9 protein-coding genes are annotated in these 14,083 nt (G+C 73.8%); 3 read left to right on the top strand and 6 right to left on the bottom strand.

Translation table 11 applies throughout. The annotated features are described in order from the left end of the window. Positions 1 to 27: 27 nt before the first annotated feature. The 3 genes from coaE to rpsA all read right to left on the bottom strand — a co-directional run bounded on the left by coaE (position 28) and on the right by rpsA (position 3,311). Positions 28 to 648 (bottom strand): dephospho-CoA kinase, encoded by a 621-nt coding sequence (gene coaE, locus ACFYOV_RS00295; RefSeq protein WP_389080837.1) that lies wholly within the window; start codon positions 646 to 648, stop codon positions 28 to 30. A gap of 54 nt (positions 649 to 702) precedes the next feature. Next, entirely contained in the window at positions 703 to 1,641 is a 939-nt protein-coding gene (locus tag ACFYOV_RS00300) for a PAC2 family protein (protein WP_389080840.1), read from the bottom strand. Positions 1,642 to 1,820: 179 nt separating this feature from the next. Further along, positions 1,821 to 3,311: a 30S ribosomal protein S1 gene (gene rpsA, locus ACFYOV_RS00305; RefSeq protein ID WP_389080842.1), complete on the bottom strand. Its 1,491-nt coding sequence runs from the start codon at positions 3,309 to 3,311 to the stop codon at positions 1,821 to 1,823. Between the two features lie 371 nt (positions 3,312 to 3,682). On the opposite strand from rpsA, the gene ACFYOV_RS00310 reads away from it, so the two are divergent. Continuing rightward, on the top strand, positions 3,683 to 4,510 hold the full coding sequence (locus ACFYOV_RS00310; RefSeq protein ID WP_389082397.1) for a class I SAM-dependent methyltransferase: 828 nt from the start codon (positions 3,683 to 3,685) through the stop codon (positions 4,508 to 4,510). Between the two features lie 177 nt (positions 4,511 to 4,687). Then, on the top strand, positions 4,688 to 7,495 hold the full coding sequence (locus tag ACFYOV_RS00315) for an ATP-dependent helicase C-terminal domain-containing protein (RefSeq protein WP_389080844.1): 2,808 nt from the start codon (positions 4,688 to 4,690) through the stop codon (positions 7,493 to 7,495). A 71-nt stretch (positions 7,496 to 7,566) separates the two neighbouring features. Here the strand turns inward: ACFYOV_RS00315 and ACFYOV_RS00320 are convergent, their stop codons facing one another. Further along, the gene (locus ACFYOV_RS00320) at positions 7,567 to 9,315 is read right to left on the bottom strand and encodes a lytic transglycosylase domain-containing protein (RefSeq protein ID WP_389080846.1); all 1,749 of its coding nucleotides are present in this window, start codon (positions 9,313 to 9,315) and stop codon (positions 7,567 to 7,569) included. A gap of 365 nt (positions 9,316 to 9,680) precedes the next feature. Between ACFYOV_RS00320 and ACFYOV_RS00325 the strand changes: the two genes are divergently transcribed. Next, positions 9,681 to 10,541, top strand: coding sequence for a DUF4184 family protein (locus ACFYOV_RS00325; protein ID WP_389080848.1), 861 nt, complete (start codon positions 9,681 to 9,683; stop codon positions 10,539 to 10,541). Here ACFYOV_RS00325 and ACFYOV_RS00330 read toward each other — a convergent pair. Both ACFYOV_RS00330 and polA read right to left on the bottom strand, forming a co-directional pair. Continuing rightward, positions 10,456 to 10,887 (bottom strand): hypothetical protein, encoded by a 432-nt coding sequence (locus tag ACFYOV_RS00330; protein WP_389080850.1) that lies wholly within the window; start codon positions 10,885 to 10,887, stop codon positions 10,456 to 10,458. The genes ACFYOV_RS00325 and ACFYOV_RS00330 overlap by 86 nt on opposite strands. Before the next feature lie 297 nt (positions 10,888 to 11,184). Beyond that, positions 11,185 to 13,911: a DNA polymerase I gene (polA, locus tag ACFYOV_RS00335; RefSeq protein WP_389080852.1), complete on the bottom strand. Its 2,727-nt coding sequence runs from the start codon at positions 13,909 to 13,911 to the stop codon at positions 11,185 to 11,187. Positions 13,912 to 14,083 lie beyond the last annotated feature (172 nt).

Genomic DNA, 14,083 nt, shown 5'->3' on the forward strand with positions numbered 1-14,083 from the left:
GAGGGTCAACGCCCGGCCCCGGGGCCGCTATTCCTGAGGGGGCCGGGGGGAGGCCTGCGACCTGTGCAGGAGTTCGGCCCACACGTCCTTCACCCGGCGCTCCAGCGCGTCGAGGGGTACGTCGTTGTCGATGACGATGTCCGCGATCTCCCGGCGCTGCTCGCGCGTCGCCTGGGCGGCCATGCGTGCGCGTGCGTCCTCCTCGGTCATGCCGCGCAGCCGCACCAGCCGGTAGAGCCGGGTCTCGGGCGCGGCCTCGACGACGATCACGAGGTCGTAGAGGGGGGCGAGGCCGTTCTCCGTGAGGAGCGGGACGTCGTGGACGACGACGGCGTCCTCGGCGGCGGCTTCCTCCAGCTCGCGGGAGCGGGCCCCGACGAGGGGATGGACGATCGAGTTGAGGAGGGCCAGCTTCTCCGGGTCGGCGAAGACGAGGGCCCCGAGCCGGGGGCGGTCCAGGCCGCCGTCCGGGGCGAGCACCTCGTCGCCGAAGGCGTCCACGACCGCCGCGAGGCCGGGGGTCCCCGGTGCGACGACCTCGCGCGCGATGCGGTCCGCGTCGATCAGCACCGCGCCGCACTCGACGAGCAGCCGCGACACCTCGCTCTTGCCGGCACCGATCCCGCCGGTCAGGCCCACCTTCAGCATGACCCGAAGCTTAGGCCCTGAAGGTGGCGGGAGACCCGGCGGGCCGGATCCGGGTCAGCCGTCCCCCTCCCGCTCCGCGAGGAACCGCTCGAACTCCCGCCCGATCTCGTCCGCCGAGGGGATGTCCACCGGCTCGGCGAGCATGTTGCCGCGGGTCTCGGCGCCCGCGGCGGCGTCGTACTGGTGCTCCAGCCCCTGGACGAGGGCGGTGAGCTCCTCGTCGCCCTCCTTGATCTGGCGGTCGATCTCCGTCTGGGTGCGGTGGGCGTCGGTGCGCAGGGCGTGGGCGACGCCGGGCAGGACCAGGCCGGTGGCGGCCGTGATGGCCTCCAGCACGGTCAGCGCCGCGTCCGGGTACGGGGAGCGGGCGATGTAGTGCGGCACGTGGGCGGCGACGCCCAGGACGTCGTGCCCGGCCTGCATCAGCCGGTACTCGACGAGGGACTCGGCGCTGCCGGGGACCTGCGCCTCGTCGAAGGGGCTGCTGTGGCCGGGGACGAGGTCGGTGCGGTTGCCGTGCGGGGTCAGGCCCACGGGGCGGGTGTGCGGAACGCCCATGGGGATGCCGTGGAAGTTCACCGACAGGCGCACGCCGAGCCGCTCCACGATCTGCTGCACCGCCGCGGCGAAGCGCTCCCACTCGACGTCCGGCTCGGGCCCGGACAGCAGCAGGAAGGGCGCCCCGGTGGCGTCCTGGACCAGCCGCACCTCGAGGGCGGGCACCTCGTAGTCGGTCCAGCGGTCGCGCATGAAGGTCAGCAGCGGCCGGCGGGCGCGGTAGTCGACGAGCCGGTCGTGGTCGAAACGGGCGACGACCTGGTGGGGCAGCGAGTCGAGCAGCCGGTCGACGATCTGGTCGCCGGTCTCCCCCGCGTCGATGTATCCGTCGAAGTGGTAGAGCATGACAAGTCCGGCCGATTCCTGGGCGAGCGCCATGTCGACGACGGCCAGCCCCTTCGGCTCCCATGCGTACAAACCCTGCGGATCAAGCACAGTGACCGCTCCTCCTCTGTCCGTAAGGGACAACGTGGCGGACGGCAGGCGCATTCCCACGGGAGGGCAACTCCCTGGAGGGACACGGCACTGTGGGATACACCGCGGGGAACACCGAGGGGCCGCACCTCGAAAGGTACGGCCCCTCGGCCACCGGCTGAGCCGGCTTCAGGCTGATGTCAGCTCTGGCCGCCGGCCAGCTTCTCGCGGAGCGCGGCGAGCGCCTCGTCCGAGGCCAGCGCACCGGAATTGTCCGGGCCCTCGGAGGAGTACGAGCCACCCGACGCGGCCGGAGCGGCGGCCTCGCCGCCCTCGGCAGCGGCCTGGGCGTCCGCCTCGCGGGACTTGATGACCTGCGCCTGGTGCTGCTCGAAGCGCTGCTGCGCCTCGGCGTACTGGCGCTCCCACTCCTCGCGCTGCTTCTCGTAGCCCTCGAGCCAGTCGTTGGTCTCGGGGTCGAAGCCCTCGGGGTAGATGTAGTTGCCCTGGTCGTCGTAGGACGCGGCCATGCCGTACAGGGTCGGGTCGAACTCGACCGCCGACGGGTCGGCGCCGAAGGACTCGTTGGCCTGCTTCAGCGAGAGGCTGATGCGACGGCGCTCGAGGTCGATGTCGATGACCTTGACGAAGATCTCGTCGTTGACCTGGACGACCTGCTCCGGGATCTCCACGTGGCGCTCGGCCAGCTCGGAGATGTGCACCAGGCCCTCGATGCCCTCGTCCACGCGGACGAACGCACCGAACGGAACCAGCTTCGTGACCTTGCCGGGCACGACCTGGCCGATCTGGTGGGTGCGGGCGAACTGCTGCCACGGGTCTTCCTGGGTCGCCTTCAGCGACAGGGAGACGCGCTCGCGGTCCATGTCGACGTCCAGGACCTCGACCGTGACCTCCTGGCCGACCTCGACGACCTCGGAGGGGTGGTCGATGTGCTTCCAGGACAGCTCGGAGACGTGGACCAGACCGTCGACGCCACCCAGGTCCACGAAGGCACCGAAGTTGACGATCGAGGAGACGACGCCGGACCGCACCTGACCCTTCTGGAGGGTGGTGAGGAAGGTCTGGCGCACCTCGGACTGGGTCTGCTCCAGCCAGGCGCGGCGGGACAGGACCACGTTGTTGCGGTTCTTGTCCAGCTCGATGATCTTCGCCTCGAGCTCCTTGCCCACGTAGGGCTGGAGGTCGCGGACGCGGCGCATCTCGACCAGGGAGGCCGGGAGGAAGCCGCGGAGGCCGATGTCGAGGATGAGACCACCCTTGACGACCTCGATGACGGTACCGGTGACGATGCCGTCCTCTTCCTTGATCTTCTCGATGGTGCCCCAGGCACGCTCGTACTGGGCGCGCTTCTTCGAGAGGATCAGGCGGCCTTCCTTGTCCTCCTTCTGGAGGACCAGGGCCTCGATCTCGTCGCCGACGGCGACGACCTCGTTCGGGTCGACGTCGTGCTTGATCGAGAGCTCGCGGCTCGGGATGACACCTTCGGTCTTGTAACCGATGTCGAGCAGGACCTCGTCCCGGTCGACCTTCACGATGACGCCGTCGACGATGTCGCCGTCGTTGAAGTACTTGATCGTCTCGTCGATCGCTGCGAGGAACGCTTCCTCGTTACCGATGTCGTTGACCGCTACCTGCGGGGTGGTGGCGGTGGTCTCGGTGCTGCTCGTCATGTGGGAAAGGGCTCCGGTACGGACATTGAAGTCGTAGGTACTGCTACGCCGGAGCCCGTTTCGCTCTGCAGAAGCCGGACAGCCAAGGAAGCGCCAATCCAGACACCGGGTGCCCGGTGGCGCCTCGACAACCGAGGGGACATACAACAGATGCGAGCGCAGCCTGCTACGTCTGAGGTGCGCAGGCCCGCAGCGCAACTTGTAGCATACGGGGGCGGCCGGGCAGGGTCAATGCGCGAAGCCGCCCACCGGGGGCGGACCGCCGCATAACCGGCACAATTCCTGTCTCCCGAGGCCACACGGGCCCCGTGTCGACCCGTGTGGCGACACTCCGGGGACGGGCTGGACGGAAGAGTACGACGAGGGAGCCCATCATCCAAGAGCCCGAAGCGCCCGAACCCGAAGCGCCCGAACCGGAGGCGACCCGGCGGGACGCCGATGTCACGGAGAGCTCCCGCGCCAACCGGGGCTGGTGGGACCGCAACGCGGACGAGTACCAGATCGAGCACGGCACGTTCCTCGGCGACGACCGGTTCGTGTGGGGCCCCGAGGGTCTGGACGAGGTGGAGGCGGGGCTGCTCGGCCCGCCCGAGGAGCTGAAGGGCCGGGACGTCCTCGAGCTCGGCGCCGGCGCGGCCCAGTGCTCGCGCTGGCTGGCCGCGCAGGGCGCGCGTCCGGTGGCCCTGGACATCTCGCACCGGCAGTTGCAGCACGCCCTGCGCATCGGTGGATCGTTCCCCCTGGTGTGCGCGGACGCGAGCGCGCTGCCCTTCGCGGACGGTTCCTTCGACCTGGCGTGCTCGGCCTACGGGGCGCTGCCCTTCGTCGCCGACCCGCGGCTGGTGCTGCGGGAGGTGCGCCGGGTGCTGCGGCCCGGCGGCCGGCTGGTCTTCTCCGTCACGCACCCGATCCGGTGGACGTTCCCGGACGAGCCGGGGCCCGAGGGGCTGAGCGTCTCGGGGTCGTACTTCGACCGCACTCCCTACGTCGAGCAGGACGAGGAGGGGCGCGCGGTGTACGTCGAGCACCACAGGACGCTCGGCGACCGCGTACGCGACGTCGTCGCCTCGGGTTTCCGCCTGCTGGACCTGGTGGAGCCGGAGTGGCCGGCCTGGAACACCTCCGAGTGGGGCGGCTGGTCCCCGCTGCGCGGCGGCCTGATCCCGGGGACGGCGATCTTCGTGTGCGAGCGGGACTGAGGAGGAGGGGGCCGAGGAGGAGCGGGCGGGAGTGCGGACGCCCCGTGCACGCCCCCGTGCCTATGCACACGCGTGCACGCGTGTGCGGGCGGGCGCGTGCACGCGTGTGCACAGGGCGCGGGAGGTGGGGGTGCCCGCGCGCGGGGGTGCCCGCTCCGTGCGTACGACACTGGGGGCGTGATCCGTTACGACGCCCTGGACGCCCTGCCGGTACGCGATGCCCTGCCCGCCCTGACCGACGCGCTGGAGGAGCGCGGCACCGCCGTGCTCGTGGCACCGCCCGGGACCGGCAAGACGACACTGGTGCCGCTCGCCTTGGCCGGGCTGCTCGGCGAGGGGCCCGCGCGGCGGGTGGTCGTCGCCGAGCCGCGCCGGATCGCGGCGCGCGCGGCGGCTCGGCGGATGGCGTGGCTGCTGGGCGAGAGGCCCGGGGAGTCCGTGGGTTTCACGGTGCGCGGCGAGCGCGTGACCGGGCGGCACACGCGCGTGGAGGTCGTCACGACGGGTGTGCTTCTCCAGCGGTTGCAGCGGGACCAGGAACTGTCCGGAGTGGACGCGGTGGTGCTCGACGAGTGCCACGAACGGCATCTGGACGCGGACACGGCGGCGGCGTTCCTGTGGGACGTGCGCGAGACGCTGCGCCCGGAGCTGCGGCTGCTGGCCGCGTCGGCGACCACCGACGCAGAGGGTTGGGCACGTCTCCTGGGCGGCGCCCCGGTGGTCGAGGCGAAGGGCGCCACGTATCCGGTGGAGGTGGTGTGGGCGCCGCCCGCCCGCCCGGTGCGGCCACCGCACGGGACGCGCGTGGATCCGGCGCTGCTGACCCACGTGGCATCGGTGGTACGGCAGGCGCTGGGCGAGCGGGACGGTGACGTGCTGTGCTTCCTGCCCGGGGTGGGCGAGATCGCGCGGGTCGCGGCGCAGCTCGGCACGCCCGAGGGCGTGGACGTGCTCCAGGTGCACGGGCGGGCGCCGGCCGCCGTGCAGGACGCCGTGCTGCTGCCGGGGGAGCGGCGCAGGGTGGTGCTGGCGACGGCGGTGGCCGAGTCCTCGCTGACGGTGCCGGGAGTGCGGGTGGTGGTGGACTCGGGTCTGGCGCGGGAGCCGCGGGTGGACCACGCCCGCGGGCTGAGCGCGCTGACGACGGTGCGGGCCTCCCGGGCGGCCGGCCGGCAGCGGGCGGGCCGGGCCGGTCGTGAGGCGCCGGGCGCGGTGTACCGGTGCTGGGCGGAGGCCGAGGACGCACGGCTGCCGCGGTTCCCCTCCCCGGAGATCAGGGTGGCCGACCTGACGGCGTTCGCCTTGCAGGCGGCCTGCTGGGGCGATCCGGACGCCTCCGGGCTGGCGCTGCTGGATCCGCCGCCGGGCGGGGCGATGGCGGCGGCCCGGTCCGTCCTGACGGCCGTCGGGGCTGTCGGCCCGGGCGGACGGGCCACGGAGCGGGGGGTGCGGCTCGCACGGCTGGGTCTGCATCCGCGGCTGGGGCGGGCGCTGCTGGACGCGGCACCGGTGGTGGGCGCGGAACTCGCCGCCGAGGTGGTGGCGCTGCTCAGTGAGGAGGCGCCGCGCGAGTACGGTGACGATCTCGCCGGTGCGCTGCGGGCCGCGCGCCGCGGCGGTGACGCGTACGGGGGGCGCTGGCGCGCGGAGGTGCGCCGACTGCGGGCCCTGGCCGGGGTGTCCCCGGGGCAGGCGGGTGGACGGGCGCCGGCCCGGACGGACGGGCAGACACCCGGCCGGGCGGACGGGCGAGCGCCGGGCCCAGCGGGCGGGCAGACACCCGGGCAGGCAGACGGGCAGGCGCCGGGACAGGCGGGCGAGCAGACGCCGAACCACACAGGCGAGCAGACACCCGGACAGGCCGACCGACGAGCCCCGGGCCAGACAGGCGAGCAGACACCCGGACAGACAGGCGGGCGGGCGCCGGGACAGGCAGACGGGGGGTGGCCGGGCCGGGCACGGGAGCAAGCGGCCGGCCGGGCGGGCGAGCGGACGCCGGTGCGGGTGGAGAGTGAGGACGCGCGGGCCGGGCTGGTGGCCGCGCTGGCCTTCCCCGAGCGGGTCGCCCGTGCGGAGGGCGGTTCGTATCTGATGGTGTCCGGAACCCGGGCCGGGGCGGAGACGGGCACGGGGCTGCGCGGGGCGCCCTGGATCGCGGTGGCCGTCGCCGACCGGCCGGTGGGGAGCGGGCACGCGCGCGTGCGGCTCGGCGCGGTCGTCGACGAGGGGATCGCGAGGTTCGCGGCGGGGGCGCTGCTGGAGACGCGCGAGGAGGTCCACTGGGCCGACGGGGACGTGGTGGCACGGCGCGTGGAGCGGCTGGGCGCGGTGGAGCTGGCGGTGCGGCCGTACTCCGGTGCCGAACCGTCGCTGGTGCGGGCCGCCCTGCTGGACGGGCTGCGACGCGAAGGGTTCGGGCTGCTGCGCTGGCCGGCCGGGGCGACCGCGCTGCGGCAGCGGCTCGCCTTCCTGCACCGGACGCTGGGCGAGCCCTGGCCGGACGTCCGCGACGAGGCGCTGCACGCGCGCGTGGACGAGTGGCTGGAACCGGAGCTGGGCCGGGCCCGGCGGCGGGTCGATCTGGAGCGGATCGACGCAGGGCAGGCGCTCGCGCGGCTGCTGCCCTGGGCGTCCGGGGAGGCGGCGCGCCTCGACGAGCTGGCCCCCGAGCGGATCACGGTACCCAGTGGGTCCGCGGTGCGGGTCGACTACTCCGACCCGGAGCGGCCGGTGCTCGCCGTGAAGCTCCAGGAGATGTTCGGGCTGCAGGAGTCGCCCCGGGTCGCCGGGGTGCCGCTGCTGGTCCACCTGCTCTCCCCCGCCGGGCGGCCCGCCGCCGTCACCGCGGACCTCGCCTCGTTCTGGAGGGACGGTTACCGGGGGGTGCGGGCGGAGCTGCGCGGCAGGTACCCGAAGCACCCGTGGCCCGAGGACCCTGCCGCGGCGGAGCCGACCCGGCACACCAACGCGCGGCTGCGGCGCTGACCCGCGGCCGGCCGCTGCGGCGCCGGCCACGGGTCCCCGGGGGCCGCGGGCCGGCGCCGGGCGGCGGCCGGTTACGCGCCGCTGCTGAGGGTGGGGCTGGGGATGGGGCTGGGCGACGTCGTACCGGCCGCCGCGACGGTCAGTTCGACCGTGAGCCGGGCGCCGCCCGCGGTGGTGATGCGGAGCAGGAACGTGCCGGTGGTGTCGTCCGCGTACAGCTTCGGCAGCGTCAGCAGTCCGTCCGCGTCGGTCTCGAGGCCCGTCAGGGTGCGCACGGCCCTGCCGTCGGCGTCCTTGAAGTAGGGGCCCTTGTCGTTGGCGGTCGGGTCGTCGGCCGACGTGATCAGGGCGGCCGTGGCCGCGACCCCGTCGGCCGCGGTGCCCTCGTACGTCGCCCGGACCACGACGGGGTCGGCGAACTCCCCGCCCGGTGTGCAGGTCAGGGGCGTGTCGCTGGCGCGAACGAGGGTGTCTGCGGCCCGCTCGGTGACGGTGGCCCGGTACTCGACGCCGGGGATCGTGCGGCCGACGACGGTGGCGCGGACGACGACGTCGCCGGTCTTCTCGCCGGCCCGGAGGGCGGGGGCGACGGCCACGCCGGAGCTGTTGGTGACGACGGTGGCCACGCTCTCCCCGCCGGCGAAGGTGGCGTCGGCGGGGCCGATGACGGTGAAGCGGATCCGCACCTTCGCCACGGCCTGGCCCGTGTCGGTCTCGGCGCGGGTCCTGATCCTCTCGGTGAAGGTGTCCCCCGCCGTCGCGGTGAGCTCGGCGGTGCCGGCGTCCTCGAGGTGGTCCACCGTGTCGGTGGGGGTCTGGGGCGCCGACGGCGTCGTGGGCGCCGTGGTGGGGGGCGGGGTGCTCGGCGTGCCGGGGGTGGTGGGGGTGTCGGCCGGGGGCTTCGGCTTCGGGCTGCGGCCGGCCGGCTTGCGCGGCTCGGGCGTCGAGGCGCCGGGCGCCGAGGGGGTGGGACGCGGCGTGCGGTCGTCGCTGCGGCCCTCGGGCAGGGGGCCGGTGCCGTCGGGGATCTCGTGGCTGCCCTTGCGGTAGAACTCCAGCCACGACAGCACGGTGTTCAGGTAATGGGTGGAGTTGTTGTAGCTGAGGATCGCCCGGTTGAGGTCGGCCCGGTCGGACAGGTCCCAGCCGAAGCGGCACAGGTAGTGGCCGGCCGCGAGGGCGGCGTCGTAGATGTTGTTGGGGTCGTCGCTGCCGTCGCCGTTGCCGTCGCGGCCCGCCCACTCCCAGGTGGACGGGATGAACTGCATGGGCCCGACGGCCTGGTCGTAGACGCTGTTGCCGTCGTAGGCGCCCCTGTCGGTGTCCTTGATGAGGGCGAAGCCGTTGCCGTCGAGCTGGGGGCCGAGGATCGGCGCGAGTGTGGTGCCGTCGGCGTCGACGCGTCCGCCGCGGGCCTGACCCGACTCCACCTTGCCGATGGCGGCGAGCAGTTGCCACGGCAGGTTGCAGCCGGGCTTGGCCTCGCGCAGCTTCGCCTCCGCCTTCTTGTAGGCGTCGAGGACGGTGGCGGGGATGCCGGCCTCGCCGGCGCCCGGGGCGACCGGGTCGGTGCTCGCGGACGGGGCGGGGCTCGGGCTGTTGAGCGGCGGCAGGTCCGTGTAGTACGGCGAGTTGCCGGTCGCGGTCCCGTCGCCGGCGAGTTCCTCCGGGGAGGGCGTGGCGTCCGCGCTGGTCTGTCTGCCGTGGTCGTCGACCGTCACGCCCGGAGCCTGGGACGCGGACAGAGCCGCCACCGCCGCCGCGGCCACGGCGGTGGTTGCCGCTCCCTTGCGCAGCCTCCTGCCGAAATGCGCCGCCATAGAGTGAACCCCTCCCGTGGACGCCGCGGCGTCCGTCGACGTGTGCTGTGTTCGCCCTGTTCTGACGATCTGCCCGCCCCACCGGTTGCCCTCAACGGGCGTGAGGATTTCCGATCGTTTTACGTCACACCCGCTTAAACACCCGTTCAACGCGCTCACCGGCACGGCGACCCTCGCGACCCTACGACAACTTCCTTTGCCCGGACACCCGTTCATGCCCGGTTTTCACCGGTTTGCCATGTTCGTTCACGACGGATCCGTGCTCGGGGCGTCACGCATACTGGGGGCCCGCCGATCATCCGGGACGGCGCTCCGGACCGCCGTCCGGGCCGATGCCCGCTCAAGGTCCGTCGTGAGGAGCCGAGTTGCCGTTCACCCTGAGTCATGCCGTGGCGGTCCTGCCCGCCGTGCGCACCGACGGCAGCGGGCGGGGGGCGCTGGTGCCGGCCGTACTGGTGGCTGGTTCGTTCGCTCCCGACATGACCTATTACGCGGCGAGTGTTCTGTCCGGGGCGATGGAGTTCGGGGACGTCACGCACTCCTTCACGGGCGTGTTCACCGTCGACGTGCTCATCGCCTGGGCGCTGGTGGGGCTGTGGCTGCTGGTCCGCGAACCGCTGGTGGCACTGCTGCCGCGAGCCCGGCAGGGACGCCCGGCGGCACTGCTGCGGTGCGGGGTGGCGCGGGCGCGGGTGCGGCCGTCGCTGGTGGCGGGCTGGTACGTGTCGGCGGTGCTGGGCGCGCTGACGCACGTGGTCCTGGACGCGTTCACGCATCACGACCGGTGGGGGACGCGGGTGTTTCCCGCTCTGGGGCGGGAGGTGGCGGGCTCGCCTCTGTACTGGTACCTCCAGTACGGCGGCTCGGCGGTGGCCGCTCTGGTGCTCGCCGTGTTCCTGGCCCGAGCGCTGGGCCGGATGCCCGGCAGCCGGCCCGTGGGGGTGCCGGTGCTGTCCGCGCGGGACCGGTGGCTGGCCGCCGCGCTGCTCGGCGGCTGCGCTCTGGTGGCGGCGGCGCAGCGGGCTTCGCGGTGGTGGGCCTACTGGGGGCCGGTCGCGAAGCCCTGGGAACTGATCCCCACGGTGTGCTTCGGGGCGGGCGCGGGGCTCGTCGCCGCCCTGCCGCTGTACGCGGTGGCGATCAGGGCACGGCGTCGGGCCCCGGCCACGGGGGCGCCTGACGACGACGTCCGTGCGACGCCGCCGAGCCGTACGGCCGCGCGCTGAACGTCTCCCCCGCGGCGACGAAGACGGTGACGGTGCGGACGGGGCGGGGGCGGGGCAGCAGGGTGAGCGCGAGTGCGAGGTAGCCGCGGGCCAGGTCGGCCCAGAGCCGCCAGGGCGGCGGGTCGCCGGGGCGGGCGGGGACGGCTTCGGTACGCCGTCGGCCGCCTGTGACGCGACGCCCCAGGTCCGCGGTGGCCCGCCCCAGCGCGGAGGCGAGGCCGCCGGGGACGCGGGCGGTACTCGCGGCGACCGCGTGGACGGGAACCGGCGGAAACGCCTCGGGGCCGGGTCCGTCGGCGCCGGCCCGCGGGGGTGCCGCTGTGCGGTGAAGCATGCGTATACCCATGCCCCGCATCCTGTCCGGCCCGACCGCGGCGGGCTGTTCCGCGGGGGCCACGCGGGTGAAGCGCCCCCGCCGGGGCGGGCGGTTCGGCGGGTGTCGGGCGGCGTGGGGCGGGGCGGCCGGCGAGGACCTGGGGCCGCCGTCCGGGGAGGACGTGGGGCGGCCGTCCGAGGAGGGCCGGGCAGGGAGCGGGAGCCGGTGGGGGAAGGGGGCCGGGGCCGGTGGGCCGCAGCCCCCTTCCCGCCGCGGAGCGGGCCGGCGGGAGGGGCCGGGGGTGCATCCGCCGGAGCCGGGTCACCCCTAGTGGGCCGCGGACTCCCAGTCGCGGCCGGAGCCGACCGAGACCCCCAGGGGGACGCGGAGCCGGACCGCGGTGGACATCTGCTCGCGGACCAGTTCCTCCACCGCGGGGCGCTCGCCCGGGGCTACCTCCAGGACGATCTCGTCGTGGACCTGGAGCAGCATCCGGGACTTCAGGCCCGCCTCACGGAGCGCCTTGTCGACGTTCAGCATCGCGATCTTGACGATGTCCGCCGCCGTGCCCTGGATCGGCGCGTTCAGGGCCATGCGCTCGGCCGCCTCGCGGCGCTGGCGGTTGTCGCTGTTGAGGTCGGGCAGGTAGCGGCGGCGGCCGAAGAGCGTCGCCGTGTAGCCGGTCGCCCGCGCCTCGTCCACCACCCGGCGCAGATAGTCCCGCACTCCGCCGAACCGCTCGAAGTAGGCGTCCATCAGCGCACGCGCCTCGGCCGCCTCGATGTTCAGCTGCTGGGACAGGCCGAAGGCCGACAGCCCGTAGGCCAGGCCGTACGACATCGCCTTGATCTTGCGGCGCATCTCCGCGTCCACCGCGCCCGGCTCCACCGCGAACACCTGCGACGCCGCCGTGGTGTGCAGGTCCTCGCCGGAGGTGAACGCCTCGATCAGACCGGCGTCCTCGGAGAGGTGGGCCATCACGCGCAGTTCGATCTGGCTGTAGTCGGCGGTCAGGAGGGACTCGAAGCCGTCACCGACCACGAAGCCGCGTCGGATCGCCCGGCCCTCGTCGGTGCGGACCGGGATGTTCTGGAGGTTCGGGTCCGTCGACGACAGCCGACCGGTCGCGGCGACCGTCTGGTTGAACGTGGTGTGGATGCGGCCGTCCGCGGCGATCGTCTTGATCAGTCCCTCGACGGTGACCCGCAGCTTGGCCTGCTCACGGTGCCGGAGCATGATCACCGGCAGTTCGTTGTCGGTCTGGGCGGCCAGCCAGGCGAGTGCGTCGGCGTCGGTGGTGTAGCCCGTCTTGGTCTTCTTGGTCTTCGGCAGGCCCAGCTCGCCGAAGAGCACCTCCTGGAGCTGCTTGGGCGAACCGAGGTTGAACTCGTGGCCCGCCGCCGCGTGCGCCTCCTTCACCGCCTGCTGCACGGCGCCCGCGAACATCTGCTCCATGGCCTCCAGGTGGGTCCGGTCCGCGGCGATGCCGTGCCGCTCCATGCGGGCCAGCAGGGCGGACGTCGGCAGCTCCATGTCCCGCAGCAGGTCCGCCGCGCCCACCTCCTCGAGGCGGCCCTCGAAGGTCTGCCCCAGATCGAGGATCGCGCGGGCCTGCACCATCAGCGCCTCCGCCTCGGCGCCCTCGTCCGCGCCGAAGGCGAGCTGGCCGTCGGCTGCGGCGGCGGGCGCCAGCTCTCGGTGCAGGTACTCCATGGACAGCGCGTCCAGGTCGAAGGAGCGGCGGCCCGGCTTGACCAGGTAGGCGGCGAGCGCGGTGTCCATGGTGACGCCCTCGACGCTCCAGCCGTGCTCGGCGAAGACGCGCATGGCGCCCTTGGCGTTGTGGAGCACCTTGGGGCGGCCCGCGTCGGCGAGCCAGGCGGCGACCGCCCGCTCGTCGGCCTCGTCCAGCTCGGCCGGGTCGAACCAGGCGGCCGGTCCCGCGGCCGTGGCCAGGGCGACCTCGGCGACCGAGCCCGTGCCGAGCGCCCAGGTGTCGACGGTGGCGACGCCGAGCAGGCCCGTGCCGTGCTCGGTGAGCCAGCCGGCCACCTCGCCGGTGCCCAGCACGGTGCCGTCCAGTTCCACGCCGTCCGTGACGACCGGGGTGGCCTCGGCCTCCTCGGCGCCCGGGTCGACGGCGAAGAGACGCTCGCGCAGGGACGGGTTCCTGATCTCCAGGGTGTCCAGGATCATCGCCACGGCCTTGCGGTCGTAGGCGGTGCGCTCCAATTCGGGGACGCCCCGGGGCAGCTCGACCCGCCGCTCCAGCTCGGTGAGCCGGCGGTTCAGCCTGACGGCCTCCAGGTGGTCGCGCAGGTTCTGCCCGGCCTTGCCCTTGACCTCGTCGACGCGCTCGACCAGCTCCGCGAAGGAACCGAACTGGTTGATCCACTTCGCGGCGGTCTTCTCGCCGACGCCGGGGATGCCGGGCAGGTTGTCGGAGGGGTCGCCGCGCAGCGCAGCGAAGTCGGGGTACTGCGCGGGCGTCAGCCCGTACTTCTCGAACACCTTCTCGGGGGTGAACCGGGTCAGCTCGGAGACGCCCTTCGTCGGGTACAGCACGGTGGTGTGCTCGGAGACCAGCTGGAAGGAGTCCCGGTCGCCGGTGACGATCAGCACGTCGTAGCCCTCGGCCTCGGCCTGGGTGGCGAGGGTGGCGATGACGTCGTCCGCCTCGTACCCGTCGATCGCGAAGCGCGGAGCGTGCATGGCGTCGAGCAGCTCGCCGATCAGCTCGACCTGGCCCTTGAACTCGTCCGGGGTCTTGGAGCGGTTCGCCTTGTACTCGGTGAACTCCTCCGAGCGCCAGGTCTTGCGGGAGACGTCGAAGGCCACCGCGAAGTGCGTGGGCGCCTCGTCGCGCAGCGTGTTGGCCAGCATCGAGGCGAAGCCGTAGATCGCGTTCGTCGGCTGGCCCGTCGCGGTGGTGAAGTTCTCCGCGGGCAGCGCGAAGAACGCGCGGTAGGCCAGCGAGTGCCCGTCCATGAGCATGAGTCGCGGACGGGTCCCGCCGGAGGTCTGGTCGGTCTTCTTCGATGCTGTCTCTGCCACGCCCCCGATCCTGCCACGCCCCACTGACACTCGGTCCCGCCGCAGCGGCGGCCCCCTGCCGCCGGCCCGGGCCCCGGACTGCCGGCCGCGGCGCGGCCCGCGCACCGGGTCCGGGCGCCCGTCCGGCCCGGCCACGGGAAATGTCGTCGCCGCGTGCGAGGATCGGAGACGT

This window comes from Streptomyces sp. NPDC005931 (assembly GCF_042871235.1).
Taxonomy (GTDB): domain Bacteria; phylum Actinomycetota; class Actinomycetes; order Streptomycetales; family Streptomycetaceae; genus Streptomyces.